The sequence below is a fragment of the Vibrio profundi genome (assembly GCF_005281835.1).
GTDB classification, from domain to species: Bacteria; Pseudomonadota; Gammaproteobacteria; order Enterobacterales; family Vibrionaceae; genus Vibrio; species Vibrio profundi.
Genome location: NZ_RZIS01000002.1, coordinates 492,498 through 518,637, shown reverse-complemented (window position 1 = coordinate 518,637; position 26,140 = coordinate 492,498). Strand labels below are relative to the sequence as shown.

24 protein-coding genes are annotated in these 26,140 nt (G+C 44.2%); 11 read left to right on the top strand and 13 right to left on the bottom strand.

Annotated elements, in window-relative coordinates; all coding sequences use genetic code 11:
• Positions 1 to 14: 14 nt before the first annotated feature.
• Positions 15 to 1,196, bottom strand: a complete 1,182-nt coding sequence (gene malE, locus ELZ11_RS07225; protein ID WP_137356707.1) for a maltose/maltodextrin ABC transporter substrate-binding protein MalE — start codon at positions 1,194 to 1,196, stop codon at positions 15 to 17.
• A 646-nt stretch (positions 1,197 to 1,842) separates the two neighbouring features.
• Here malE and malK point away from each other — a divergent pair.
• Positions 1,843 to 2,961: a maltose/maltodextrin ABC transporter ATP-binding protein MalK gene (gene malK / locus ELZ11_RS07220; protein WP_137356706.1), complete on the top strand. Its 1,119-nt coding sequence runs from the start codon at positions 1,843 to 1,845 to the stop codon at positions 2,959 to 2,961.
• Between the two features lie 48 nt (positions 2,962 to 3,009).
• Here the strand turns inward: malK and ELZ11_RS07215 are convergent, their stop codons facing one another.
• From ELZ11_RS07215 to ELZ11_RS07205, 3 genes are read right to left on the bottom strand one after another with little or no spacing between them, the layout of a single operon-like run.
• Positions 3,010 to 3,363 carry a hypothetical protein gene (locus tag ELZ11_RS07215; protein WP_137356705.1) on the bottom strand — a complete coding sequence of 118 codons (354 nt, stop codon included), beginning with the start codon at positions 3,361 to 3,363 and terminating at the stop codon, positions 3,010 to 3,012.
• Between the two features lie 5 nt (positions 3,364 to 3,368).
• Positions 3,369 to 4,256 carry a hypothetical protein gene (locus tag ELZ11_RS07210; RefSeq protein WP_137356704.1) on the bottom strand — a complete coding sequence of 296 codons (888 nt, stop codon included), beginning with the start codon at positions 4,254 to 4,256 and terminating at the stop codon, positions 3,369 to 3,371.
• Between the two features lie 57 nt (positions 4,257 to 4,313).
• Complete coding sequence (locus ELZ11_RS07205) at positions 4,314 to 4,937, bottom strand: curlin subunit CsgB (RefSeq protein ID WP_137356703.1); 624 nt, start codon at positions 4,935 to 4,937, stop codon at positions 4,314 to 4,316.
• A 236-nt stretch (positions 4,938 to 5,173) separates the two neighbouring features.
• On the opposite strand from ELZ11_RS07205, the gene ELZ11_RS07200 reads away from it, so the two are divergent.
• From ELZ11_RS07200 to ELZ11_RS07190, 3 genes are read left to right on the top strand one after another with little or no spacing between them, the layout of a single operon-like run.
• Complete coding sequence (locus ELZ11_RS07200; protein WP_137356702.1) at positions 5,174 to 5,656, top strand: curli production assembly/transport protein CsgE; 483 nt, start codon at positions 5,174 to 5,176, stop codon at positions 5,654 to 5,656.
• Positions 5,657 to 5,679: 23 nt separating this feature from the next.
• Positions 5,680 to 6,090, top strand: coding sequence for a curli assembly protein CsgF (locus ELZ11_RS07195; RefSeq protein WP_137356701.1), 411 nt, complete (start codon positions 5,680 to 5,682; stop codon positions 6,088 to 6,090).
• A gap of 11 nt (positions 6,091 to 6,101) precedes the next feature.
• Positions 6,102 to 6,938, top strand: a complete 837-nt coding sequence (locus tag ELZ11_RS07190; protein WP_137356700.1) for a CsgG/HfaB family protein — start codon at positions 6,102 to 6,104, stop codon at positions 6,936 to 6,938.
• A gap of 167 nt (positions 6,939 to 7,105) precedes the next feature.
• On the opposite strand, the gene ELZ11_RS07185 is transcribed toward ELZ11_RS07190, so the two are convergent.
• From ELZ11_RS07185 to ELZ11_RS07175, 3 genes are all read right to left on the bottom strand, one after another.
• A complete protein-coding gene (locus ELZ11_RS07185) occupies positions 7,106 to 7,780 on the bottom strand; it encodes a LuxR C-terminal-related transcriptional regulator (RefSeq protein WP_137356699.1) in 675 nt (224 codons plus the stop codon).
• Between the two features lie 232 nt (positions 7,781 to 8,012).
• Complete coding sequence (locus tag ELZ11_RS07180) at positions 8,013 to 8,213, bottom strand: restriction endonuclease subunit S (RefSeq protein WP_137356698.1); 201 nt, start codon at positions 8,211 to 8,213, stop codon at positions 8,013 to 8,015.
• Positions 8,214 to 8,269: 56 nt separating this feature from the next.
• Positions 8,270 to 10,186, bottom strand: a complete 1,917-nt coding sequence (locus ELZ11_RS07175; RefSeq protein ID WP_137356697.1) for a methyl-accepting chemotaxis protein — start codon at positions 10,184 to 10,186, stop codon at positions 8,270 to 8,272.
• Between the two features lie 335 nt (positions 10,187 to 10,521).
• Here ELZ11_RS07175 and ELZ11_RS07170 point away from each other — a divergent pair, with 335 nt between their 5' ends.
• The 6 genes from ELZ11_RS07170 to ELZ11_RS07145 are packed head-to-tail and all read left to right on the top strand — an operon-like array spanning position 10,522 to position 17,351.
• Complete coding sequence (locus ELZ11_RS07170) at positions 10,522 to 11,478, top strand: AAA family ATPase (protein WP_137356696.1); 957 nt, start codon at positions 10,522 to 10,524, stop codon at positions 11,476 to 11,478.
• Between the two features lie 5 nt (positions 11,479 to 11,483).
• Entirely contained in the window at positions 11,484 to 12,413 is a 930-nt protein-coding gene (locus ELZ11_RS07165) for a DUF58 domain-containing protein (RefSeq protein ID WP_137356695.1), read from the top strand.
• Entirely contained in the window at positions 12,413 to 12,889 is a 477-nt protein-coding gene (locus ELZ11_RS07160; protein WP_137356694.1) for a DUF4381 domain-containing protein, read from the top strand. Before ELZ11_RS07165 ends, ELZ11_RS07160 begins: the two co-directional genes overlap by 1 nt.
• Positions 12,890 to 12,920: 31 nt before the next feature.
• Positions 12,921 to 13,859, top strand: a complete 939-nt coding sequence (locus ELZ11_RS07155; RefSeq protein WP_137357034.1) for a vWA domain-containing protein — start codon at positions 12,921 to 12,923, stop codon at positions 13,857 to 13,859.
• Positions 13,852 to 15,690 (top strand): vWA domain-containing protein, encoded by a 1,839-nt coding sequence (locus ELZ11_RS07150; protein ID WP_137356693.1) that lies wholly within the window; start codon positions 13,852 to 13,854, stop codon positions 15,688 to 15,690. The genes ELZ11_RS07155 and ELZ11_RS07150 overlap by 8 nt, the downstream gene beginning before the upstream one ends.
• Before the next feature lie 2 nt (positions 15,691 to 15,692).
• Positions 15,693 to 17,351: a BatD family protein gene (locus ELZ11_RS07145; RefSeq protein ID WP_244291622.1), complete on the top strand. Its 1,659-nt coding sequence runs from the start codon at positions 15,693 to 15,695 to the stop codon at positions 17,349 to 17,351.
• A gap of 112 nt (positions 17,352 to 17,463) precedes the next feature.
• Here ELZ11_RS07145 and ELZ11_RS07140 read toward each other — a convergent pair whose 3' ends face one another.
• From ELZ11_RS07140 to ELZ11_RS07120, 5 genes are all read right to left on the bottom strand, one after another.
• Positions 17,464 to 19,602 (bottom strand): GGDEF domain-containing protein, encoded by a 2,139-nt coding sequence (locus ELZ11_RS07140; RefSeq protein ID WP_137357033.1) that lies wholly within the window; start codon positions 19,600 to 19,602, stop codon positions 17,464 to 17,466.
• 268 nt (positions 19,603 to 19,870) lie between these two features.
• Positions 19,871 to 20,620, bottom strand: coding sequence for a phosphate ABC transporter ATP-binding protein PstB (gene pstB / locus ELZ11_RS07135; protein WP_137356691.1), 750 nt, complete (start codon positions 20,618 to 20,620; stop codon positions 19,871 to 19,873).
• An 85-nt stretch (positions 20,621 to 20,705) separates the two neighbouring features.
• Entirely contained in the window at positions 20,706 to 21,596 is an 891-nt protein-coding gene (pstA, locus tag ELZ11_RS07130; RefSeq protein ID WP_137357032.1) for a phosphate ABC transporter permease PstA, read from the bottom strand.
• A gap of 5 nt (positions 21,597 to 21,601) precedes the next feature.
• A complete protein-coding gene (gene pstC, locus ELZ11_RS07125) occupies positions 21,602 to 22,531 on the bottom strand; it encodes a phosphate ABC transporter permease subunit PstC (RefSeq protein ID WP_137356690.1) in 930 nt (309 codons plus the stop codon).
• Positions 22,532 to 22,651: 120 nt separating this feature from the next.
• A complete protein-coding gene (locus tag ELZ11_RS07120) occupies positions 22,652 to 23,473 on the bottom strand; it encodes a phosphate ABC transporter substrate-binding protein (protein ID WP_137356689.1) in 822 nt (273 codons plus the stop codon).
• A 358-nt stretch (positions 23,474 to 23,831) separates the two neighbouring features.
• On the opposite strand from ELZ11_RS07120, the gene ELZ11_RS07115 reads away from it, so the two are divergent.
• Complete coding sequence (locus ELZ11_RS07115) at positions 23,832 to 25,475, top strand: methyl-accepting chemotaxis protein (RefSeq protein ID WP_137356688.1); 1,644 nt, start codon at positions 23,832 to 23,834, stop codon at positions 25,473 to 25,475.
• Positions 25,476 to 25,566: 91 nt separating this feature from the next.
• Here the strand turns inward: ELZ11_RS07115 and ELZ11_RS07110 are convergent, their stop codons facing one another.
• Positions 25,567 to 26,139 (bottom strand): Lcl C-terminal domain-containing protein, encoded by a 573-nt coding sequence (locus ELZ11_RS07110; protein WP_137356687.1) that lies wholly within the window; start codon positions 26,137 to 26,139, stop codon positions 25,567 to 25,569.
• Position 26,140 lies beyond the last annotated feature (1 nt).

The following is a 26,140-nucleotide window of genomic DNA, read 5'->3' as shown; positions in this document are numbered from 1 at the left end:
GTTGTTGAAGCGTATTACTTAGTCATTTGTTTTTCTGCGTCAGCCAATGCTGAATCAACAGTTTGACGACCATCTACAACATTAATGATGGCATTTTTAGCCGCGCCCCAGAACGCACCCATTTGTGGGATGTTCGGCATAATTTCGCCGTTCATCGCGTTATCCATTGTTGCTGCAATGCGCGTATCGCTATCTAGCTCACGTTGGAAAGAGTTAAGTGCAACCGCGCCTAGTGGCTTGTCGTTGTTCACTTTACGTAGACCGTCGTTAGTCAGTAGGTAGTTCTCAATGAACTCAACCGCTAGGTCTTTGTTTGGAGAAGCAGTGCTGATACCCGCCGTTAATACACCAACGAATGGCTTAGAAGATTGACCATTAAACTTAGGCAGGGTTGTTACGCCGTAGTTGATGCCTGATTTTTCGATGTTACCCCAAGCCCAAGGGCCGTTGATAGTCATCGCAGTGTTACCTTTGTTGAATTCAGACTCAGACACTGAGTAATCCATGTCTGCAGAGATAACGCCTTTATCTACTAGGCCTTTTACAAAGTTCATCGCGTCTTTAACGCCACCGTTTGCAATACCTGCATCTTTTACATCGTAGCCTTGAGATGTGTATTTGAACGCATAACCGCCATCAGCCGCCATTAATGGCCATGTGAAGTAAGGTTCTTTTAGGTTCCACATGATCGCTGATTTGCCATCTTTTTGAAGCTTCGCATTTAGCTCTTCAACTTCTTCCCAGCTTTTCGGTGGGTTTGGCACAAGATCTTTATTGTAGATTAGAGATAGAGACTCAACCGCTACTGGGTAGCCGATGTATTTACCCTCAAATTTCACTGCATCCCACGCAAAATCTACAATGCCATCTTTAATTTCTTTAGATGGTTTGATTTCAGCTAGAAGACCAGATTCAGCGTAGCCGCCAAAACGGTCATGTGCCCAGAACACGATATCAGGACCATCGCCCGTAGCAGCTGTTTGAGGGAACTTATCTTGAAGTGCGTCAGGGTGAGCAACTGTCACCTTTATACCTGTGTCTTCTTCGAATTGTTTACCAACTTCCGCTAGACCGTTGTAACCTTTGTCACCATTGATCCAAATCGTTAGTTGTCCTTCTTCGATAGCAGCATTCGCACCAAAAGAACCCAGTGCAACTAGAGTACCTAGTGCTACAGCGCTAAAAGCGTTTTTCATGTTCATATCCTTTTTATATTTATCGTGTAGGGCTTTATCTCTATGGATGAGCCATTTTCAACACTATAATCTGAGAAAACGCCCTCTAGCTCATCATCCTAGTTACTACGCCCCTGCTATTATGGCCTAAATTCGTGATCACCATCCGGTAGGGTTAGAGACTAAAATCACAAAATGGATAGTTAGCGTGATCATAATCACCATAAAGTGGCACTTTTCTTTGAACTAGATCGCTAATTGATCTGCTCCTCCTTTCTCCCCTCCTCCCCTTCTACTCCCCCTAACTATTTTGAAATTAGGAGGATGTCGTCACCCAACCAATCAAGGAAACTGTATCCATCCAAGAGTGGATGGTAAGAACCTTTAACTAGTAGTGGTTACGCTACTTTAGTTTTTTTCATTGCCCGTACTCGTCTACAGTCGCAAATGAACGCTAGTGAGGATTTTCACGGGGGAAGCTTTGTTTGTGCGGGGGAAATAGGCGAGCGCTTGGCTATGATGGATGAAGCTAATGTTCATTAGACTTAGCTTCATCCATATTTTCTTACCCTCTCAGAAACTTACCAATTCCTACTGTTACTGTTCACCCAATAATTCATATAATGATGAACAGTAAATAATAAAAATTTGATCGAGGACGAGCTAAATGGCGAGTGTCACGTTAAAGAATGTTTGTAAATCGTATGGCGATGTGAAAATTTCTAAGGATGTCAGCTTAGAGATTAACGAAGGTGAATTTGTTGTATTCGTTGGGCCATCAGGTTGTGGTAAATCGACTCTTTTACGTTGTATTGCAGGCTTAGAAGACATTACTTCTGGCGACCTATACATCGGTGACGAGCGCATGAACGATGTAGAGCCTTCGAAACGCGGTGTCGGCATGGTATTCCAATCTTACGCGCTGTACCCACACTTAAACCTTTACGACAACATGTCTTTCGGTCTAAAACTCGCGAAAGCCGACAAAGCAGAAATCGACAAACGTGTTGAGCAGGCAGCCGAGATCCTGCAATTGGGTCACTTACTAGAGCGCCAACCGAAAGCACTTTCTGGTGGCCAACGTCAACGTGTCGCTATTGGCCGTACTTTAGTTTCCCAGCCAAAAGTATTCCTACTTGATGAACCGCTATCGAACCTTGATGCGGCGCTGCGTGTACAAATGCGCTCTCAAATCACTAAGCTGCAACGCCAATTAGGTTGCACCATGATTTACGTTACCCACGACCAAGTAGAAGCGATGACCATGGCCGACAAAATCGTCGTACTTGATGGTGGTTACGTATCTCAAGTTGGTAAACCACTAGAGCTATACCATTACCCACAAAATCGCTTCGTTGCTGGCTTCATCGGCTCTCCTAAAATGAACTTTATGAGCGTCCACATTGAAGAAGTCGAATCAGATCGCGTAATGGTTCAACTCTCAAACGGCGTGACGTTCTGGATCCCAGTTGATGGTACGACAGTAAATAAAGGTGACCGTATGTCACTAGGCGTGCGTCCTGAACACTTACTTTCTGCAGAGCTTGGCGATGCGACTATCGAAGGCGAAGTCATGATCGTAGAGAAACTAGGTAACGAAACTCAGGTTTACCTAAACCTAGAAAGTGCCGATGCCGATGTGATTTACCGTCAACCAGATACGTTAGACGTTGAGCCAGGAGATAAGTGGTCTATCGGTATTCCTGCACACCGTTGTCACCTATTCCACAGCGATGGTCGCGCGTGTCGCCGTTTACATAAAGAGAACGGTGTTGAACGCGATTAAACTCGAAGTCGTTTTCGCTAACTGCCCTTTTTTCTAACAAAATCCCTCTTATTGCGATAAGGGGGATTTTTTACATTGGTCGTCTAGCTCAAACATTTCTATTTGATTTTCCATCGTTACCTCAACCATGACCGGAAATTGCGATTTTCCTAAGTAAGCAGTCGCAACACTTCCATTAGTGCTTCGATAACGCAATTGATTATCGTGAATGGTCGTCAGCAGAAATACTGAAGGCTCTACTCCGCGGAAGGACACTCGTACCTTGCTAGGCTTATCGTACATGCAGGTGATGGAGTACCGCGTGGAGTCATTGTTGTCACTGTCTTGCGCATGAGCCAATTCTCCTCCGTAGAAGACAAACAAAGCGGCAATCCATGCCGCTTTAATTAGCATACCTTTCATTCAGCCTAGTTTTGAACGATAGATACAGTGGTCAGGTTAGAGTTGCTCGCCATCACCATTGCGCTATCTTGACTGTTCTGCCACACATCCACCATCACACCCGTTGATGCTCCTGATACGTCGACACTCGCATAGGAATCGTTGCCTGTCTGAGCGATATCTACACCATTATCAATGCTCGCACCTGAAATAGACACTTCACTCACATTCAAGTCGCCAGACTGCATGATATCAACGCTATTTAAGTTGCTGCCGCCTTCAATAGACACCAACGCGTCATTGTTATCGCCAGATTGATCTGTGTATACGTCATTGCGATTACTAGCGGTGACCGTTACGGTTGCTTCATTATCCGCCCCTTCTGTCATCGTTTCTAAGTAATTACGATTTCCGTTGGTTACGGTTAATGTCACATCATTTCCATCCGCTTCACTACCTCTCACTTCAGAGAAAGTTCTGTTTCGGTTACCCGTTACATCCACGGCAACAGTATTACTATCGCCACGAACGATATCGATACTAGAGCGGTTTCGGTTACCCAATTGCGCTACCGTCGCTGTATTGAAATCAGCCACATTACGTACATCAATGGTCGCTCGGTTTCTGTCACCATCTTGGCTGATCGACAGTTCAGGTGAGCTCCAAGCGTCATTTGCATCAATTAGTGCATTGTTATTATTACCACTCTGATAGATATCAACTTTTTGATTATCGTAAGTGTCTTGCAAATTCACTTCCGCATAATTGCCAAATGCAGGATTTGCATGTGCCGTGTTTTGCTCAATCGTGACGACATCTTGGTTTGATGTACTTAAATCAACAACCGCTTCATTACCGGCATAAACGCCACCAGATACACAAAGCGCAATTAAAGATATTGAAAACTTGTTCATAATAGACGTCCTTTTTATTTAATTCCTACGTGTAAATTTTCTATTTCATTTAAGTAGTTAGTGCTGATTAATATACAAACCAATATTTTTCGCACCGACGATTAACACTGAGTCATTTCCATTTTGCGAAATTCCGTAATTAGAACCTCCCATGTCATACAAATAAGCTTGGTTATTATCTCCAGATTGATGGAGGCTTATTTCACTCGATTCTTGAAATAAAAGTTCAGACTGAGTTACTACCGCAACATTGTTGTGACCAACTTGCTCTAACCATGCTTGGTGGTTATCACCAAATTGATTCAACTCTGCGTAATTGTTAGTTCCAGTTTGAACGATTAAACCTATGTTTCCTGAACCATTCTGACGAATCAACGCATCACTATCATAAGAATCAGCTTGGGCAATTTTTGCTTTATTCCCCAAAGCGCCATTCTGATATTGGTTGATGCTAGCTCGACTGTATTCAGAAGAGTCCACAATTACCTCAGCGTAATTGCCCGACTGTAAAGTGCCATTGTGTTCCAGCTCATTGAATGCACTTAAGTCAGACATTCCATATCCAAAACCTCCCATTACTATTTCACTACCACTTCCGTTGTGCGGATTATTTTCAGATGCCATAACGGCAAATGAAAATATCAAAGGAAGAGATAACAACGTGCCTTTTATATTGACCATGTCACCTCCGTAAATTCGCTTATTCAATTTACTATTAAAAGGTAATCCCAATCTGTGGAAACAAATATAAACTTTGTATGGTTATATTCACCAAAAGAATAAAACGTTAGTAGCCATACAGATTCATATCTAATTTTTTAGTTAATAAGATTACGACGACAAATAAACTAAAGTTCATTTGTCGTTTATTCATTCAATATATTATTAAGTAAAGGGGATGAGTAAGAGCAACAAGTATGAAATCTAGAGAATGGAATACGCACTATCTATCATACGCCTTGTTTGCGGGCTTACTGCTCCCGCCGGGCAGCACTTTCGCCAGCAACGGGAGTGGCTCAGCCTCAATAGAGAATAATAAGAAACTAGAAACGGACTCGAATACCCAATCCCTTGATGAGATCAGCGGCGTTATTGTCAGCCAAACCATGACTCGAATTGGTGACGAGTTTTACTTCTTCTTTAGCCAACAACTCAATAGCCAGTACCCAGACTTAAAGGAAAACTTAACCATAAAAGAACGGCCTACCGCCATGTCCGGCAGTATTATCGGCGTCTATCACGCACAAAAAATCATCTATCGCACAGCACTATCTCCAGGAAGACGACAAACACAGGAAAGGGCTTCGCAAGCGGTTAAGGCTGTGAGTACTTATATCGTGCGTTGGCAAGCGGAGAAGCTATTTCAAGATACGTTTGATCTAGCACACGATGAAATATAGCCATAGGCTCATAGGGAAATGTTATGTCTTGTTTATTCAAAAAAATCACCGTCATATTAATGTGCTGTAGCCCATCATTGTTCGCTACCGAACTCACTTATACGCCAATCAACCCAAGCTTCGGTGGCAACCCACTCAATACCTCTCATTTGTTTGGTGTCGCCAATGCCATTAACGACTATAAGCCACCAGCAAGCGATGAGTTTCAATTTGAAGAAGAGTCAGCGTTAGACCGCCTCGCCTCCAGTTTAGAGTCTCGGCTAATCAGTCAGCTGCTTGCAGATGTGGGGAATGGTAATGCAGGGCAACTCGAAACCGATGACTTCTTTTTGAATATCGTCGATAACAATGGCGCGTTACTTGTGCAAATCGTCGATAAACAAACAGGAGAGTCCACTGAGATCCAAGTGTCTGGGCTCAATCCTGATTTATAGAGGCGCGAGTTATGAAAGTCATCACCACGATCTTTTCATTTATCTGGCTAACGGGTTGTGCTATGTCTCTAGATATCCCAACGACCTCCGAAGAGCCTAAATTAATGCAACGCGGTTCCACCTACGTGGATCTCATTTCATTGCCAGCGCCGAAGGGGAAGATCTTAGTCTCTGTCTACGATTTTAGAGATCAAACTGGTCAATACAAACCTCAGCCAAACAGTAATTTTTCCACCGCAGTACCACAAGGCGGCACCGCCTTACTCACCACGTCATTGCTTGAATCGAATTGGTTTCTCCCTTTAGAGCGAGAGGGGCTACAAAATCTGCTCACAGAACGAAAAATCATTCGTGCGGCACATAAAAAAGAGGGCAAAGTCGATAATCACGCAGCCAATCTATCGTCACTTAGTTCAGCCAATATCGTGATTGAAGGTGGGATCGTCGCTTATGATTCGAATATAAAAACTGGCGGCTTAGGCGCTAAGTATTTGGGGATTGGAGGTTCAGGGCAATATAGAACCGATCAAGTAACCATTAACCTCAGGGCTATCGATGTGAGAAGTGGTCAAGTACTACTAAGCATTACCACAAGCAAAACCATTTTCTCTCATGAGATGGGGCTGGGCGCGTTTCGCTTCATCGATTATAAAGAATTGTTAGAAGTCGAGATGGGTTACACCAATAATGAACCCGTGAACATTGCGGTGATGTCAGCGATTGATGCAGCAGTGATTCACCTGATAGTACGAGGGATCCGCAAAGGCTTATGGCACACCTCAGACCAAGATGCAGAAACAAACCCTATCATCCAAAAGTACCTCTTAGCGAAACGGAACATACTCTAACAACCTCATACTTTTCACCCACGAATACACCGATATCTTATCAAGGGAAAAGAGGGAAATTAGTGGCACACTCATACAAATAAATAAGCCAGAGCTAAGTTATCGCTGCTGGCTTATTTTTGAGTATCGAGTCATTGATACACCTGTATACTAATGATAGATGCGCACTACACAAACTCTTCGCTACCAATGTTCTCTTTCGCCCACAATAGTGCTTGAAGTCGATTCCTGACATTGATTTTCTTAAATACGTTGTGCAAGTGAGTTTTCACTGTATTCTCACTCACAAACAATTGGCTTGCGATCTGATTATTAGAGGCCCCTTCCCCTAATAGCTTAATGATTTGTTGTTCGCGTTTGGTCAATAACGAGAACTTCTCGCTACTACCAGAAGGCGTTCGATTGCGATAAAAACGTATGTACTCTTGGGCAAGCTGACGGCTAAACCAGATTTCTCCTTCCAATACCTGCTTCATCCCCTGCACCAGCATTTCCAATGAGTCATCGCTATAAAACACTCCCACCAAGTTCTTCCACTTTAAGAAACTGGCATAGTCGGAAGTGGGCGGGCAGTTAATTAAAACTTCATCCACATCCTGAAAATGCTGATCTCTAAGCAAAAAATACGTCGCGAAATCTTCCTCCTTCATATTGGCAAAATCGAGAACAATCAGCGCCGACATCGCTTCCCCTTCAAAGCGAAATTTATTGATAAGCTGCTGAAAAGTAAGCTGGCGAATAGACACACTTAAGTTCTTTTCTATCGATTCTTTAAGTAAGGTCGACTGGAGCGTATTTTGGGCGACGAACGTTATTGGAAATGTTTTATCATTATTATTCATACTGAAACCTCAGACTTGACGTTAACAGTAAACAATTTAGTCAATAAGTATGGACGGTCAATAGAGCTAAATCCCACTCTACAATGATTTATTGATAGTGATTATTATTAACCATTAATATCATTCACTTAGATACAGTCTCACAAGTAAGACTAACGACTGGTTTTATAAAATGAAATTTCAGGTACAAAAAAGGCGCTCTAGGCGCCTTTTGTCATCTTAATTCACTGCATTAGTGAATTGGAGTTTCACTCTTTTTATTGAACTGACCGAAGTGCTTTTCTAACACTTCTGGAGTGAGCTTACCTTCAGCTTCTAGCTTTTTCAGCTCAGCGACTACCGCTTTCTGTTCTTCAAGTGATGGGAACTTCACCTCTGGTTCGTCGCCCATATCTTGAGTCATTTGCTCAAGTTCTTTCTCAAAATCACTCATAACACTTACCTAAACATTAAAACTAGGTCGATTTTACCGCGTTCACTAATGGGAATCTATAGCTTGAACGTCCCAACCATATTATCCAAACGGTCAGACAAATCACGAAGCTCTTGGCTTGCTTCAGCCAATTGCTCAGCCGTGCCAGTCGTCACTTCATTAATCGAATTAATTTCTTCGATGTTTTGATTGATCGTATGCACTACAGTCGACTGTTCTTCCGTCGCTGTCGCCACTTGAGTGTTACGGTCGGTAATATCCAAAATTCGATCTGAAATACCACCCAACACTTCCACCGCTTCATCCGATGCGGAAACCCCTTCTAAGGTGATCGCCTTACCCGCATTCATTGCGGTTACTGCATCTTTAGCATCACTTTGGAGTTGGTTAATCATCTTCTGAATTTCTTCTGTAGAATCGGCTGTACGGCTCGCAAGGTTACGAACTTCATCTGCTACGACGGCAAAACCGCGCCCTTGCTCACCCGCTCGCGCCGCTTCAATTGCGGCATTCAAAGCAAGTAAGTTCGTCTGTTCAGAAATGTCACGTATCACGCCCAAAATAGAACCAATGTCTTGGGTAGTCGACGCCAGTTGCTCGACAACTTGGCCGGTATTCTCAATGTCTTGCGCTAAACGACTGATCGCGTCTTTCGCTTGATTCACTACCTTACGGCCAACATCAGTATTGTCCGAGGCATGCGTTGCGGTTTCCGCCGCAGTGGCTGCATTTGATGCAATCTCGCTGATGGTCATACCCATTTGGTTAATGGCTGCGACCACTTGAAGCGTTTGATCACGCTGCTCTTGGCTATTGTCGTGCGTAATGTGCGCTTTACTCGATACACTTTCCGCCGCCACTTGTAATGCTTGGCTCGTTGAAGAGACTTCTTTCATCGACTGGTGAATCTTCTCGATAAAGCCATTAAAACCGTTAGAGAGCTGAGCAATTTCATCACTCCCCTTCACTTCAATACGCTGAGAGAGATCACCGTCTCCTTGGCCTAAATCGCAGAAACGTTGAGAAATCAGTTTGATTGGTTTAGTAATGCTATTCGCTAACAATACGCCCATCGCAATAAAGAGCAGAGCAACCGCTAACGTAGTGAACAGCATTTTCTTAGCGGTAGCATCTAACTCTGCAAAAATTTCTCCCGTTGGCACCACACCAACCACAAACCAATCCATTGATGCTACATAAGTACTTGCGACAAAAACTTCTTCACCTTGGTACTGGGCTGTGATCAAGTTAAAACCTGATTTGTTAAGAAGCTGACTCGATTGTGCCCCGTAAAGCTGCGATAAAGTAGAATTGCTTTGATCTTTCTGACGATGGATTTGTACATCACCTTGACTATCGGTTAAGAAAACAAACCCAGTTTTTTCAATTTTGAAGCCATTCAGTAAACGAACCATGTCATCCATAGACTTAGACAGGCCAGACATAGTGCTACCAGACACTTGCTGGTAGTTAGCAAACATTTTCACTTCGCCTGTCGCTTCTTGGAACATGCTCACCATTGTCTGCTGCCCAGACTGGGTAAAACCAAAGAACCAGCCATCTTGCTGTTGGTTTAGCTCACGTAGAAATCCGTTTTGGTTCCAGTAATAAGCCGATTGGCGATTCGCAACGGATGCATCATTCAGGTTGTACTGGCTGCGCACATTGTTCAACTGCTTCACCAGCTTGGATTCAACACTTGGATCGCGGTCTGTGGTGGCCACGGCATCCATAATAAATTCGTTATTCGCGATCTGTTCTGCGGCCAATAATAGTTGTGTCACTTCACGATCAATTTCAGAATTGATCTGCTCCAACATCATTGGAAGTTCAATATCGATTAAACGATGACTCAGTACATCCCTTGCCTGACGCTGTGCCATCATTCCCACGATGACCGTCGATGCCAGCACTGCGAAGGTGATCCCAGCGACGACTTTTTGTTTGATACTCATAGAGTTTAGTTTGAACATCAGCATGCCCTTAAATTGGCCTAGAAATTTGTAACTTTCTGTTATCGGCATTTAGACACAAACCTTTAGTTTCCCTCTGATTTCTACCTAATGAGCAGGGTCAGAACAATTTGGTGCACTACCCGCTACATGAACAACTCTCTAATGTGATACGCCTTCCAGCTCCCGCAAGAGAGCCACGCTTGAGCTGTAATTAGAATTTTTTACTTGTTCAACTGTTTATAAGCGCTCACATTGTCCCCATAACACTGCTAGTTTCGTAAGTTTAAGAATTAAAAGGGAACTTTTTTCCACTTCCCTGACCAAAGTACAAAAAACTAAGAGAGCCATTAATCATGCAATCAGATGCTTTCAACTCATTACAGCAATACCTAGAATCTCAAATTATCGGACAAAAGGAGCTGGTTAAGCAGCTCATGATTGCCCTTCTCGCCGATGGACACATCTTAGTTGAAGGTCCACCTGGGCTCGCAAAAACCAGAGCCGTAAAGTCATTAGCCGACTGTATTGAAGGCGACTTTCACCGTATCCAATTTACTCCGGACCTATTGCCCGCAGACCTAACCGGTACAGATATCTTTCGCCCTGAAACGGGGGAATTTACCTTTCAGTCAGGTCCTATCTTCAACTCATTGATTCTGGCGGATGAGATCAACCGCGCGCCAGCTAAAGTGCAAGCTGCCATGCTTGAAGCTATGGCCGAAAAACAAGTAACGGCTGGACGCAGTACCTATCAACTTCCGGATTTGTTTTTGGTCATGGCGACTCAAAACCCAATCGAGCAAGAAGGGACCTATCCACTACCAGAAGCTCAGCTAGACCGTTTTCTTCTTCACTTAGAAGTGAACTACCCTGACATGGAAAGTGAGCTAGAAATCTTGAGGCTTAATCGCGGGGAAGCCCAAGGTCAATCAAGTGCTATCCCACAAACCTTAAGCCAGCAAGATGTATTCGAAGCGCGCAAACAAGCTCTGAACGTTCACATGGCCGACAGCATTGAGCAATACATAATTCGCCTAGTGATGGCGACCCGAGAGCCGAAAAAATACAGTGACCAATTAGATCAGTGGCTAGAAATGGGCGTGAGCCCTCGTGCAACCATAGCGCTGGATCGCTGCTCTCGCGCTCACGCATGGTTATCAGGCCGTGATTACGTCACTCCAGAAGACGTACAAACCATGGCCTTTCCTGTACTGCGTCACCGCTTATTACGTAGCTACCACGCTCAAGCAGAAGGAATCACACCAAACCAAGTGATTGCACATCTAATTTCTTTAGTCGGCAGCGCATAAGGCTTATGGAACAGGGATTACCCAATCACAGCAATGGTGTGTCTTTAAACTTAGATGAGTTGCTGCAATACAAATCTCAATCAATTCGCTGGATCCCACCAGCGAAAAGCTTGTGGTCGCAATTAAGTGGGCAGCACCAAAGCGCCAAAAAAGGCCGCGGTATGGATTTCTCTGAAGTCCGTCAGTATCAGGCAGGCGACGATATTCGAAGCATAGACTGGCGTGTTACCGCACGAACAGGGAAAGCACATACAAAGCTGTTTTCAGAAGAACGTGAACAGCCTGTCGTCTTGTACCTTGACCTAAGTAGCAGCATGATTTTTGGTTCCAAGTTAATGCTCAAGTCGGTGCAAATGGCACACTTTGCCAGCATTATTAGTTGGCTGACCACGGCGCAAAAAGATCGAATTGGCGCAATCATAGATACGGGCCAGAATCTATTTGAATTTAAGCCAAGTGCCACGACTCAATCACCTTTAAAGATTTTGCAAAAGGTCATAGAGCTCAATAACCAAGCCATCGCCCAGCAAACCTTAGAGAACTCACAAACCATCCCGTTCGCTCAAGGTTTACAAGCCCTTAATCGATTATGTCCAAAAGGCAGCGAAATCCATTTAATGAGTGATTTCGTTCGTTATGCCGAAAGTGATCGCTTGCTATTTAATCAAATTAGTAAGCACAACCGAGTTCGTATGATCCATTTTTATGATCCATTAGAACAAGGGCAAACCGACTTTAAAGGCAATCAACAAGTCACCGATGGGACACGCACGCAGTGGCTTAATTTCTCTTCTAAGAAAGAAAAGCAAAAGATCGCGCACGCCTTTTCAATCAAACAACAAGCACTGCAAGAATTGTGTGGTTCACTGGCCATCCCGTACCACTCCATCTCCTCTGCACGTCCTTTGCTAGAACAAATTACCGAGACAAAATAATGACCAACAATACTCAAACGCCTCCATTAGAACTCAGCCCAAGCATATTGCCTGCTGCGCCAAGTTGGTGGCCGCTGCAATGGGGATGGTGGAGCCTCGCAGCGGTAGCGATCGTCACGATCATCGCTATCTTATTCGTCATCAAGTATCGTAAAAAAAAGCTCGCTTCAAAAAAAGCCGCGTTAAAGCTATTCACGCTTGAAACGCAGCCATTAACGCCGTCTTCAGCACTCGAAGTACTTCGACAAGCGGCTCTCAGCTATTACCCAAGGGAAAGAGTGGCACAGCTAACGGGTGACGATTGGTATCAGTTTTTAGATTCGCAAGTCGCCCAGCCAATTTTCACGCACAACCAACAAACCTGGCAGCAAGCGCTATACAGTAACGAGAACCACGAGCAATCTTCTCAGCTTGTCAAAGATTGCGAACGTTGGATAGCTGAAGCGCTGCCTCCAAAACGAGGTGGTCGTGAGTAGCTTGTCTAACATAGAGTTCGTTTGGTGGGGGATGCTCATTTTGCTCCCGCTACCATTTGTCATCTACAAATTTGTTACGCCCGCAAAAACCGAGGCGGCATTAACCCTACCTTACTTGCCAGAAACATCCGACTCGAAAGGGCCAAAAACCAAGCTCCATAAAATAGTTGCGAGCCTAATTTGGATCTGTTTGGTCGTTGCCAGCGCAAGGCCAGTTTGGTTTGGCGAACCAGTTGAATTCCAACCTAAGCACCGAGATCTCATGTTGGTCGTCGACCTTTCTTACTCCATGAGTAAAGAAGACATGCAATACAATGGTGAATACATTGATCGCCTGACCTCGGTGAAAAGAGTATTGAGTGACTTCATTGAACGCCGAAAAGGTGACCGAGTGGGGCTAGTTCTATTTGCTGACCACGCCTATTTGCAAACACCTCTGACTCTCGATCGCACATCCGTTTCTCAGCAGCTCAATCAAACCGTACTGCGCTTAATTGGTACCAATACTGCCATTGGTGATGGGATTGGCCTAGCAACCAAAACCTTTGTCGATAGTGACGCACCACAGCGCATTATGGTGTTACTAAGTGACGGCAGTAACACAGCTGGCGTACTCGACCCAATCGAAGCAGCAGACATCGCTAAAAAATACAATGCCACAATTTATACCGTTGGCGTTGGGGCTGGAGAAATGATGGTTAAAGAGTTCTTCATGACCCGTAAAGTCAACACGGCAGAAGACCTTGATGAGAAAACACTAATGGAAATCGCGAAGCGTACTGGCGGGCAATATTTCAGAGCTCGTGATAGCAAAGAACTTGCTACCATCTATGACACCATTAACCAGCTAGAACCTGTGAGCAACACCATTAAAACATGGCGCCCTCAGCAAGAATGGTTCACGCTACCGCTTGCTATCGCATTGATGCTGTCATGCTTTTTAGTCGTACTTAGGAGGGAAAATGTCTAACTTTACTTTTCTCTATCCGATGTGGTTTTTCGCGTTACTGGTGCTACCTGCACTATGGCTGTTGTGTAAACAGCAAGGACAACGCCAAGTATTAATTGCCGAGCACATCGCTCAATTTATGGCGATTAATACCAGTAAACCTCAGCGTTACCTGCGCCCATTATTCGTGATTTGGTGGATTTTGGCTGTCATCGCTTTAGCTGGCCCTAGCTGGCAGCAAGCAGAGCGACCAAGTTTCGAAAATACCCAAGCTCGTGTATTGGTCATGGATATGTCGATGTCTATGTATGCGACCGACATAAAACCCAACCGTCTCACCCAAGCACGCTATAAAGCGCTCGATCTACTGCCTCACTGGAAAGAAGGTTTAACCGGATTGATTGCCTACGCGGGTGACGCTTACACCATTACTCCATTAACCTCTGATTGGAATACCATCGCCAGCCAAGTTCCAAACTTGTCGCCAGATATCATGCCATACCAGGGCGCCGATGCAGCTTCAGCCGTTAAGCAAGCGATTGATTTAATGGAAAAGTCGAGCTTATACCAAGGTGATATCGTTCTAATCAGTGACGATATTGATGATACCGAGCGCCAAGCCATCGAAGATCTAGTCCAAAGCTCTAAATGGCGTTTGTCGATTTTGGCAGTTGGCACGAAAGCAGGTGCACCGATTCGTCTGCAAGATGGTCAATTACTCAAAACGGATTCAGGAATCACAGTAGTAGCCAAAACCAACCTATCTAACATGCGGGCGCTGACACAAATGAGTGGCGGCCAATTCGCACCTTTCCAACACGATAACGCCGATATTGATCTTATTGCCAATCTCACATCACAAGGCGATTCAAAATCGGTTTCGAAGGCCCAAGGCCCTGAGCTCAATACCCGTGTCAATAACGGCTATTGGCTACTTCCACTGTTACTGCTGCCCGCATTAAGTCTCTTTAGAAAAGGCGTTATTTGGGTAGGTGTACTGGCGATATTGCCGTTAGGAATGACTAAACCAGCCCACGCAAGCCCTTGGTTAACCCAAGATCAACTGGGCTATCAAGCGTACCAAAATCAAGACTTCCAAAGTGCTACAGAACTGTTTGATTCAAAGCAATGGAAAGGTGTAGCGCAGTATCAAAATGGTGATTATGAAGGGGCGATAGAGTCACTGTCTGAATTCACCAATGAAGCCGCTCGCTACAACTTAGCTAATGCCTACGCTCAAAATGGCGACTTGGAAAAAGCGATTGATGAATATCAATCCATCTTATCCAACAACCCTGATCACGAGTTTGCAAAACGCAACCTAGAAATAGTGCAACAGCAACAGCAACAGCAACAGCAACAGCAACAGCAACAGCAGGGTGATTCACAATCGCAAGAACAACAAGAGTCAAGTGATTCACAGAACTCTCAGCAGGATGCATCCCAGCAAGAGCCTTCACAACAAGACTCCAATAAATCTGAGCAACAAAGTAGTTCGCAACCATCGTCACAAGATCAACAAAGCAACCAAGCAGATCGTAATGAAGAGTCGGCACAACAAGCGGATCAAAAAGAACAATCTCAAGCGAATCAATCTCAAAACGATGACGAAAGTGATGATAGGCCTCAAAATGACCAGCAAAGCGCCACTGAATCTGCTAAACAACAAAACAGCTCAGCGGAAAGCTCGTCGAATGAAGCAGCACAGCAATCAACTCAGCCTGTCGACCCTGATATGCGAAAGCTAGAACAAGTCGAAAGTGCGCGCGATCCTAGTCGCCTGCTAAGAGCTCAAATGATTTTACAAGCACAACAAAAAAGTGCACCAACCAATCAAGGTAAAAAGTGGTAACCATGAAAATATCTCACCGCCCATTTTTGACTGCCCTATTCGCCATTCTCATGAACTTGGCCTTTTTCAACTTGGCGCATGCCGCGACTGCTACCGCAAGTGTCAGTAAAAACCAAGTCACTAAAGATGAAGTATTTCAGCTAAGAGTCTCTATTGACGAGCGTGTCAATTCAGACGCCCTTGACCTTAGTGTGTTAGAAAAAGATTTCTACTTAGGTCGTCCCAACTTTGGAACATCCATGAACATCGTCAACGGAAATCGAAGTGTACGCAGCGAATGGACCATCTCTTTAGCCCCTCTCACTCTTGGCAATTTAACCATTCCAAGCTTTGATATTAAGGGAGCATCTACATCCCCAATTCGCATAAAGGTGTCCATGGACAAGTCCGCCCCTAAACAGAGCGATATGGCTGAATTTGAGCTGAACCTGGCTGGCGATGAGCTATATCCAAGTCAAAGTACTCAGTTGGATGTGAAACTCATCATCAAGGCCGATCCAAGGCGCCTACAAAACCCTAAAATCACACCTCCAAACGCCAATGGTTTGGAGATAACACCTATCGGAGATTCGCAACAATACCAAGGCATTCATCAAGGCATGGAAGTCACTATTGTTGAGCAGTCATTTCGAATTACCGCCACTGACTCAGGCCAATTTGAATTGAATGGTCCCAAATTAACGGGGGCCGTGATTTACGGTGATCGTATGTCGGGCACCACTAAGTTGATTCAGCTGGATACACAAGTAAAAACCTACAACATCAATGTGTTGCCCGTTCCTAGTTCCTATCAAGGGTCTTGGTTACCAACATCGAACTTCACGCTGATTCAAACTTGGACCGATAGCCAAGGTAACCGCCTACCAGAAAATCAACCTGTAGAACTTGATGTGGGTGACTCCGTGACACGCACCGTGACCATGCAAGCGGAAGGCTTAACCGAACAGCAGTTACCGAACTTATCCGTGAGCTATCCTAACTCTGTTCGTATCTACGAAGAAAAGCCTCAGTTCGGGAAAACGGACTCAGGCCAGCCAATCGTTGTGTTCAAACAAGTCATTATTCCTAAGCATAGCGGGGAAATCGTGTTACCAGCCATTGAGCAATCTTGGTGGAATACTCAAACTAAGTCCCAACAAACAAGTAAGCTTCCGGAGTTAACCGTACAAGCAAACGCGACCGAACAACCTGCTTCGCAAATTGTTCCCACCACTCCAACCCCATCAGTACAAACCGAAGTAGTGACTGTGAAAGATGCGGGTATGTGGCCGATTTGGACCGCTATTTTTGCCGCCCTTTGGGTGGTCACTTTGATCGCTGCTGCGTACTTTTGGAAAAAGTCGCGCACCGGAGTAGCTGAATTAAATACAAAGACCACAGCAGCACCGACCAGCTTGGAGCAGTCGTTACTCAATGCTATCGAGCAACAAGACGCGTTAAAAGTACAAAATGAGTTTGCCAAATGGACCGCACTTCACCCAAACCTAGACCCAACTTTAAAGGTGAAAGCGCTCAATGAGATAGCAGAGTTGCACCACAAACTGTACTCAGGTCAATCGCAACACGAAGCGCAACCTTGGCCAGCAGAGACTCTAAAATCGCTCATTACTAACACCAAAAAGTATACTCAAGAGCCACAAAGCCCACTGGCACCGCTTTAATCAACATAAAAATCAAAAGCCCAGTATTCATTAGCAATGAATACTGGGCTTTTTTAATTTCGGCTTGAAATATCTAGCTAAATCACCAACATACTTTAGGCTCTATAACACGTTAAGAAACGACGCTACTTGAATCTTCTACTAAATTAGAATCAGCCGCTGATACCGTTTGGTTCCTTCCCGAATCTTTAGCGCGATAAAGGGCCTGGTCGGCTACGTTATACAATCTCTCAAAATCCAAATCTCGATAGCGAGCTGTTAAGGTTGTATAACCTACCGATGCCGTTAGGTAAGAACCAGTGCTGGTATCACAATGCGGGATTTGCGCTTCTTCAATACATCGTCGAATACATTCCGCTCTTTCTTGAACTTGTTCGTTATCGGTATCGACCATCAGTAGTACAAACTCTTCGCCACCAATTCGGCAAAAAGTTTCGCCTTCGTTATAAGTATGGTGACTTAGTATCTTAGCTACCGTCTTGAGTGCCACATCACCTTCAGTATGGCCATACGCATTATTAAACAAACCAAAATGATCGAGGTCGACCAGAATCAAGCCAAACGTTGTGTCGCGCTCTTTGTTAGATTGACAGAGATCTTCCATCACTTGAGCCAGCATTCTTCGGTTGCCCAAGCGAGTTAGCGGATCCAGCTTAGAAATCAGGTCAAGTTGTTGATTAACTGCCTCCAGTTCTTGTGTCCGTTTGGTTACTTCCTGCTCCAAGGTTTCATTAAGCTTTTTTAACTGCTCCTGAGCTTGGGTTCTTTGCAACACTTCCGCCAAGCTAGAGGCAAAGATGCGGATCACTTCCCGAAGTTGAGAAGTTAAAGGGCTACGAGTTAATAAGTTATCAGCGGCGATAAACGCAATTGGCCCATCAGAGTTACTGGTCAGCATGGTCATTGCCGTCCAGCCAAAGCCGACAATATTAAAGTCATGATAGATCGGCACTGACTCTTCAAATGCCACTTGATTAGGGTTGGAACGAGCAGATGTGACGATAGAGCGATCGACGGTTTCTGAGCGGTAATAAGACTCGTCAACAATGTTTCCTTGAATATCCGTCCCCCACGTTCCCTGCATGTAGGTACAATTTTCATCGGTAAGAAATACCGCAAAGCGATCTATGCCTAAATGTTGAATGGCGAAGCTCACTGCCGATTTACAAACTTCACTAACGCTATCGCATCGAGATAGTTCGACCATACTGGAATGAAGCATTCTAATATTTTGTTCTTGACGTTTACGGATATAAATCTGAGAGAGTAACGAGCCAAATGACTCCAGCATCTGCCTTTGGTATGACGTGATCGGAAGACGATTAATATAATTATCCATCGCAATCCAACCGATAGGCTTGTCCCCTTCACGTAAAATAAGCATACCATTCCAGCCCTGCCCAACCACTTGCCCCGATGTGTATAACGGCGCTTTTTCTACAATCACTAAGTTACTCGACGGCTGAGATAAAGCTTCTATGTACTCTTCTTCCAATTGATGGAGATCGTACTGAGTATGGTGTTCACTCACCGTTTGGCCGTTTTCATCGGTACCGTAAGTACCGCTAAAGCAGCGTTTTTTCATATCCAATAACATGAAAACAGAACGATCAAAGCCAAGGCGATCGCGAACCGCTTCTACAGATGCTCTATATAAAGCATCGAGCGATTCTGGGTTCGACATTTCTAACGCTAGCTGGTGCACCAACTTCATGTTCTCGACGAACTGTTGTCTTTGCTTAATTTCGTCTAGATATTGCGCTTCTCGAGTATCACGATGTTTAATTTCGATAGCCGCATTTTTCTCCGCTCGGATGCACTGCCACCGGGCTGCCGCCAGTTGCATCACATCCAGTCCAGTTTCAAAAGCACGATTTACTTTTTCGGGATCACAACCTTGGATGATCAAATAAGTTCGGGAAGAAGGAGAGTTATCTAACATCATGATGCACGACTCTCCGCCTAACACGCCAGTGTGTTCCCACTGGCATGTATTGATCGCCATAGGGATCACGCCATCAGCAGTATCAAATTGAGAAGCCCAAGGCCAGAACGTCGCGGGGTATTGCTCCAAGGCAGTCAATGAACCATCGGAATAAAGGGGAGTTCGATTTAAGGAAGCAGCAGGATCAGAAAAGACGCCCACACCTTTTGGATTAAGCACTTTGCACAAGTAACTGAATATAAATTCAGACAGCAAACGGTGATCACGAGTTGCTGAAATTTGTTTGGTAAATGCTTTTACAGGCACGGCTTCCATCCAAGGGTTAGATTCATTGTTGCAAAAATACCCAAGCATGAATATGCAATCAATGTAGTGAAAAACCAGATGTTAAGCGAGTCGCATTTAGACTAATTGCTTTATCACAAGCTAGAGAAGGACGACAAAAATGGGATTTCTTTTCCAAATATTTTTGCAGCTTTGTCCTATTTAATATCGTAAAAAAGCCCCACATATAGTGGGGCAAACTTACCATCGCTTATAGTTATAGTGTTATCTGTTAATAATTATTCTGAACTTAGCCAAAGTCACCGTTTACATAACCTTTAGTACGGTCGTCTTTTGGCTCGCTAAAAATCACGCTTGTATCGTTATGCTCTACCAGCTCACCCATAAGGAAGAATGCAGTGCGATCTGAGATACGACGCGCTTGTTGCATGGAGTGAGTGACAATCACGATCGTGTAATCTTTCTTCAGCTCTTCCATCAATTCTTCAATTTTATGAGTCGCGATAGGGTCCAGTGCAGAAGTTGGCTCATCCATCAAAATTACATCTGGTTCCATTGCGATCGTACGTGCGATACACAAACGTTGCTGCTGACCGCCAGACAAACCAAACGCGTGTGATTTCAGACGATCTTTCACTTCATCCCATAACGCTGCACCGCGCAAAGAACGCTCAACCACTTCATCAATGTGCTTTTTATCTTTAATGCCCTGAGCACGTAAACCGTAAGCAACGTTCTCGTAAATACTCATTGGGAACGGGTTCGGCTTTTGGAAAACCATACCGACTTTAATACGCAGATCGGCTACATCGATATTGCCGTAAATGTCGTCACCATCCATTTCTAGAAGGCCAGTGATCTTCACACCTTCGATAAGATCGTTCATGCGGTTCAAACAACGCAGTAATGTCGATTTACCACAACCTGATGGCCCGATAAGAGCCGTCACTTGGCGCTCTGGAACCGGTAGGTTGATAGATTTAAGTGCTTGGTTTTCGCCGTAGAAAAGGTCTAAGTCTTTGATATTAAATTTGTTCATGTCTTTCATCTCTTAATTCGTCAATATTCGTTGTACTTTTTGCTGACATCAATAGCTGCTATAGCCAATAAATGTGAATGCAAAGCTAGTAAGTAGCAGTATTAAAGCGGCTTGCTATCAGCTTAGTGATAGTGTTGATAGCCAGTACAAGCACAATCAGTACTGTTGCTGTTCCGTAAGCTTGGTTCCACTCTTCAATTGTGAATAGCTCAGTTGTCAGCTTATATAAGTGAACCGTTAGCGTTCGACCAGAATCCATCAAAGAGTCTGGGATTCGCGCTACCATACCTGCTGTTAAGAAAACAGGTGCTGATTCACCGATTACACGACCAATACTTAGAATGACCGACGTTAAGATACCTGGCATTGCACTTGGTAGAATTAAGCGCCAGATAGTGTAAATTTTTGAAGCGCCAAGGCCGTACGAACCTTCACGGTAAGTTTGTGATACCGCCATCAACGCTTCTTCTGTTGTACGAATAATAACAGGCAGAATCAGGATACTCAGCGTTAGTGCACCCGATAAAATCGAGAAGCCTAAGCCTAAGATAGCCACGAAGAAAGTCATACCAAACAGACCAAAAATGATCGATGGAATACCTGCCAATGATTCAGTACAGAATCGAATGACTTTCACTAACTTACTGCCAACTTTGGCGTATTCAGTAAGATAAATCGCGGTCATGATCCCAAGCGGTGCGGCAACCGCTATCGATGCAATCACCATATAAACCGTTGAAACGATCATTGGGAAGATGCCGTGTTCATCACCGGTACGAGTGTAGTCATCGGTAATGAATTTCCAATCTACGTGCTGTAAGCCGTTAGAAAGGATGTACCACATAATCCAGAACAGAAAGCCAACCGTTAAGGCTGCTGCTGCCCAGATAAAAGCGCTTAAAATATTATCTTGTCTTTGACGCGCTTTCTTAAGTTTTACTGTATCAAGCTGAGTCGCTTTAGTGACATTAGACATAGTCATTACCTCGCCTTCTCACGGTTTAGGTATAGAAGGATTGCATTTAAAGACATGATGAAGACCAGCAGTACAACACCTGTCGCGTATAGTGCGTTTGCGTGAATGCCACTTGCGTAAGACATTTCAATCGCAATGTTTGCCGTTAGAGTACGAGCAGAATCTAAGATGCCTTCTGGCATCGCAGGCGCGTTACCCATCACCATGATGATCGCCATGGTTTCACCTAACGCTCGGCCGATACCTAGAATCACACCAGTCATGATTCCAGAACGAGCCGCAGGCACTAACAATTTGAAAATGGTAAAGATTTTTGATGCGCCCAACGCCAAAGAGCCTTCTTTGTACGTTCTTGGCACAGCACGAATCGAGGTTTCCGAAACAGTAATTACTGTCGGTAAGATCATCACACCCAGTACAATAATACCGGCTAGAATCGTGTTACCAGCAGGAACTTGGAACACGTTCTGAATCAATGGAACGATAATTACCAAACCAAAGAAGCCATAAACCACCGAAGGAATACCCGCCAGCAACTCAACAGCTGGACGAATAATATCGGCTAAACGCTTAGGCGCGATTTCCGCAATAAAGATTGCTGTAAGTACACCTACAGGTACACCTACAACCACTGCCCCTAGGGTTGAAACCACAGAAGCAACAATCATAGTTGCAACACCGTAAAGCGCAGGTGGTAACCAGTTTTGGCCAAGGACAATTCCTGAAACGCCAGCTTCTTGGAAGGCAGGAATACTTTCTTTAACAATGAAGTAAGCAATAACGGCTAACGAAACAATGCCAATTACAGCACTGGTTAAAAACAAGCCGTGAAAGATACGTTCTTTCCAGTCAACACGTTTCTTAGCACGTAGGCCGCGCTTAAGCGATGACGTGTTGCTATTAGTAAGCTTTTCACTATTCGTTGCGATGGTCATATTTTAAGTCTCAAATGTCGAGCTGCGAATACATCAAACTGAGTCACAACCGTTCAAAATGGGATAGAAAAGGCTCAGCCCCAAATGGTGGGCTGAGCAATATTTAGAAGTCTTTCTAGATTAGTTAACTGAGATGTAACCTTTTTTCTCAACAAGCTTTTGAGCTTCGTCAGTTAGCATCCAGTCTAGGAATTTTTGAGTCTCAGTAGATGGCTTGCCTTCTTTGTAAAGTACTAGGAAAGGACGAGCTACTTGGTATGAACCGTTCTTAACGTTGTCTACAGAAGCTGGAGTACCGTTGATGTCAAGCGCGCTTACAGAACCGTCAACTGTACCTAGAGAGATATAGCCGATTGCGTAAGGGTTTGAAGCAACCATAGTTTTTAGTGCACCGTTACCGTTAGCAACTTGAGCGCGCTGAGAGATTGCAGATACTTTCTTGCCAGAGATTTTCATTTTAAGTTTCATGATGTCTTCAAATGCACCACGAGTACCAGAAGCTGTATCACGTGTGATAGCTACGATTGGCTTGTCTGCACCGCCAACGTCTTTCCAGTTTGTTACTTCACCTTTATAGATAGCTGTTACTTGCTCAGCTGTAAGACCTTTTAGGCCGTTCTTAGGGTTTACTACGACAGCGATACCGTCACGAGCAACCACTTCTTCTACTAACGTTGACTCTTTCTCAGAATCTTTAAGGTTACGAGAAGACATACCTAAGTCAGCGCTTCCGTTCTTAGCAGCTTTAACACCTGCAGAAGAACCTGGGCCTTGAACTTCGATAAATACGTTCGAGTTTGTTTTCATGTATGTTTCAGAGAAAACTTCCATCAGTGGAGTTACGCTGCTAGAACCAACTGCTGAAATAGTTTCTTTAGCTGAAGCTGGAGTCACTGTTAGTGCACCTAATAGAGCGATTGCACCGATTACTGTCTTTTTCATCACAATTTCCTTAAGTGGCCTTATTGCCGTTGTGTTTCACTTGAACGGTGCCCACTTTAAAATCCGAATATGACAGTTGTGTTTCACTTAATTGAAGCCTATGTGACAGATAAACTTTACACCTTGCTACTGACCCAATTATCAGTGTTCATTGGGCTCCCACCTTATAAGTGATAACATCCTTGCAACTTTACAGAATAGTAAACGTTTACTTTCTAAGTTTTTCTAATTTTAACATTACAAAATGTAATGGCTTACTAATTGATTTATAGAATATTATCGATAGAATGATAAATTAAAAATTTACACAATAATAATAATCATTCTCATTTATCGACGTTACATAAGAGGGTTTCACATGCGCCAACTACTCAGTGGCTTGTCTATTAAAGTACAGATTCTAGTGCCTGTACTATTTTCCGTTATTCTCCTTGTCGGCGGTGTAACCGTTGGGGGAGAAAATTTAGAGCACGCGTTCGAAGAGGTGTCAGTCGCAACTGAAGACTTGATCCTCCATAAAGAAGAACTCAGTGAAATCGTAGATAACAGCTACGGTATGCGTATCAAAGCGATTTATAGCCTATTCAACCCAGACGATGTAAAAACTTTAGTGCAGACTCTGTCGCAAAAACAGACTGACAATATTCGATTGCTCAACTCGATCGATACGGTCCCTGGCATGCAAGACGAAGTTCAAGCAATGCGCAGAGCCATGAATCATTATGTGGATTTCTCACGTAACACCATGCTGCCTCTACTCAACATTAAACACCACGAGCAGTACCCTGCTCCTGATTTTGAATCCCAGTATCAAGCCGCTTCTGCCCAGTACCGCAATGCAGGTAATGAAATGGTAAAAGCCATCAACAACCTGTCGAAAGAGCTTAACCGCATCGCGATCGATAATGTTGAAGTCAACGGCCAGAAACACAGCTCGACACTGTCTTCAGCGACCATTGGTTTACTGATCGTTCTTTCTATTGCGCTACTGAGCAGCTGGTTGCTGGCTGGAGTGATCGTTAAACCGATTCGTAACTTACAGCAAACGATGCGTGAAGTTGCGAAAGGTAACCTGCTCGTTAAAGCGGATGAAGACGGTAAAAATGAAGTATCAGAGCTGGCTCAAGACATAAACAGCACAGTTTCCCAACTGCGTGAAACCGTAGAATCTTTAATGCGAATCAGTGTTGAAGTGGCATCTGCATCCACTGAGCTTGCAGCGGTCATGACTCAATCGAGCGTCAACTCAGATCAAGAGAAACAAGAAGTCGAGCAAGTGGCTTCGGCGGTGAACCAGCTAGAAAGTACCGCTACACACGTCAACGAGAATGCAGTGAGCGCAGATACCGCGTCTAAACAAGCCGATTCAATGACAGCTCGCAGCCTAGAGCTATTCACTCAAAGCAACCAAGCAAATGAAAAGATGGCGGTTCAACTGAGCGACGCTGCTCATGTGGTTGGCAATCTAAAACAGCAGTCTGAGAAGATTGGTAATGTCATCGAAGTGATTCAAAGCATTTCAGAGCAAACCAATCTTCTTGCTCTCAATGCCGCAATTGAAGCAGCACGTGCCGGTGAAAGCGGCCGAGGCTTCGCAGTCGTTGCCGATGAAGTTCGTATGCTAGCAGCACGCACTCAAGATTCGACCAAAGAAATTCAAGCGATCATCGAAGGCTTACAAACCCAGTCTGGTACGGCAAATGAAAGCATGAGCAATTCTTTAGAAATGCTGCACCAAAATCAGCAACTGGCTAACGAAGTGAACGAAGCACTGTCTGGCATTGCAAATTCAATGAACGATATGACAGAGATAAACACTCAAGTTGCATCCGCGGCGGAAGAACAAAGCCAAGTAACGTCAGACATTAATCGCAACATTACCAACATTTATGAATTAGTGAGCCAAAACGTTACCGGCATTACTCAAGCAGCCGCCGCTAGCCACGAGCTTTCGGACCTAGCGGAACGTCAAAAACAGCAGTTAAACTACTTTAAGGTTTAATGTGACGATCAGATTTGAGCTTTCAAATTAGTTCTGAAAACTAAAAGGCCGCGGAATATATCCGCGGCCTTTTTTATGCGAATTACCTTAGCTATGGTGTGGTATTCGGTTCAGCAACGAGCAGCACACTAAAATCATATTGTGCAGCGTTGTACTGATACACTTCAGCATTAATAGTGTCGAATACCATTACATTACTTCCATCACCTGCTGATGTGCTCGACCATAAGTAGGCCTTATAATCCCCTTGTTCAAAATTGAACGTATCACCGAATGCCTTCGAGCTCAGAGCGGGAGCGTAACAAGCAACTTCTTTTAGTGATGCTAGCTCTTTAATATTTGGCATTCTCCAACGCTCTACACCCGCAAACTGATGCAGTTCATGGTTACCATCAACATCATTAACAGAATCAATCATCGTCAAGGCACTTTGCCAAAAGTATCGGTCTGCTTCTCCAGTACATGTCTTCGAAGACGTATTCCATGTCTTACCGACCTGACAACGCATCCACGTTAGTCCCGTAAGCATATCGGTAACCGTTCCATTATCATGAGCGAAATAGCGAGTATTCGATGCCGTTTTAGAAATATCTACACTGCATTCTTGAGCGAAGACAGCAGTAGATAACAACGTAAGTAGAGTTGCTGATATTAGCTTTTTCATG

Excerpts from the sequence above, each read along its gene's own strand:
- malE (WP_137356707.1), bottom strand. The coding sequence starts at position 1,196 with ATGAAAAACGCTTTTAGCGCTGTAGCACTAGGTACTCTAGTTGCACTG.
- malK (WP_137356706.1), top strand. The coding sequence starts at position 1,843 with ATGGCGAGTGTCACGTTAAAGAATGTTTGTAAATCGTATGGCGATGTG.
- ELZ11_RS07215 (WP_137356705.1), bottom strand. The coding sequence starts at position 3,363 with ATGAAAGGTATGCTAATTAAAGCGGCATGGATTGCCGCTTTGTTTGTC.
- ELZ11_RS07210 (WP_137356704.1), bottom strand. The coding sequence starts at position 4,256 with ATGAACAAGTTTTCAATATCTTTAATTGCGCTTTGTGTATCTGGTGGC.
- ELZ11_RS07205 (WP_137356703.1), bottom strand. The coding sequence starts at position 4,937 with ATGGTCAATATAAAAGGCACGTTGTTATCTCTTCCTTTGATATTTTCA.
- ELZ11_RS07200 (WP_137356702.1), top strand. The coding sequence starts at position 5,174 with ATGAAATCTAGAGAATGGAATACGCACTATCTATCATACGCCTTGTTT.
- ELZ11_RS07195 (WP_137356701.1), top strand. The coding sequence starts at position 5,680 with ATGTCTTGTTTATTCAAAAAAATCACCGTCATATTAATGTGCTGTAGC.
- ELZ11_RS07190 (WP_137356700.1), top strand. The coding sequence starts at position 6,102 with ATGAAAGTCATCACCACGATCTTTTCATTTATCTGGCTAACGGGTTGT.
- ELZ11_RS07185 (WP_137356699.1), bottom strand. The coding sequence starts at position 7,780 with ATGAATAATAATGATAAAACATTTCCAATAACGTTCGTCGCCCAAAAT.
- ELZ11_RS07180 (WP_137356698.1), bottom strand. The coding sequence starts at position 8,213 with ATGAGTGATTTTGAGAAAGAACTTGAGCAAATGACTCAAGATATGGGC.
- ELZ11_RS07175 (WP_137356697.1), bottom strand. The coding sequence starts at position 10,186 with ATGTTCAAACTAAACTCTATGAGTATCAAACAAAAAGTCGTCGCTGGG.
- ELZ11_RS07170 (WP_137356696.1), top strand. The coding sequence starts at position 10,522 with ATGCAATCAGATGCTTTCAACTCATTACAGCAATACCTAGAATCTCAA.
- ELZ11_RS07165 (WP_137356695.1), top strand. The coding sequence starts at position 11,484 with ATGGAACAGGGATTACCCAATCACAGCAATGGTGTGTCTTTAAACTTA.
- ELZ11_RS07160 (WP_137356694.1), top strand. The coding sequence starts at position 12,413 with ATGACCAACAATACTCAAACGCCTCCATTAGAACTCAGCCCAAGCATA.
- ELZ11_RS07155 (WP_137357034.1), top strand. The coding sequence starts at position 12,921 with ATGCTCATTTTGCTCCCGCTACCATTTGTCATCTACAAATTTGTTACG.
- ELZ11_RS07150 (WP_137356693.1), top strand. The coding sequence starts at position 13,852 with ATGTCTAACTTTACTTTTCTCTATCCGATGTGGTTTTTCGCGTTACTG.
- ELZ11_RS07145 (WP_244291622.1), top strand. The coding sequence starts at position 15,693 with ATGAAAATATCTCACCGCCCATTTTTGACTGCCCTATTCGCCATTCTC.
- pstB (WP_137356691.1), bottom strand. The coding sequence starts at position 20,620 with ATGAACAAATTTAATATCAAAGACTTAGACCTTTTCTACGGCGAAAAC.
- pstA (WP_137357032.1), bottom strand. The coding sequence starts at position 21,596 with ATGTCTAATGTCACTAAAGCGACTCAGCTTGATACAGTAAAACTTAAG.
- pstC (WP_137356690.1), bottom strand. The coding sequence starts at position 22,531 with ATGACCATCGCAACGAATAGTGAAAAGCTTACTAATAGCAACACGTCA.
- ELZ11_RS07120 (WP_137356689.1), bottom strand. The coding sequence starts at position 23,473 with ATGAAAAAGACAGTAATCGGTGCAATCGCTCTATTAGGTGCACTAACA.
- ELZ11_RS07115 (WP_137356688.1), top strand. The coding sequence starts at position 23,832 with ATGCGCCAACTACTCAGTGGCTTGTCTATTAAAGTACAGATTCTAGTG.
- ELZ11_RS07110 (WP_137356687.1), bottom strand. The coding sequence starts at position 26,139 with ATGAAAAAGCTAATATCAGCAACTCTACTTACGTTGTTATCTACTGCT.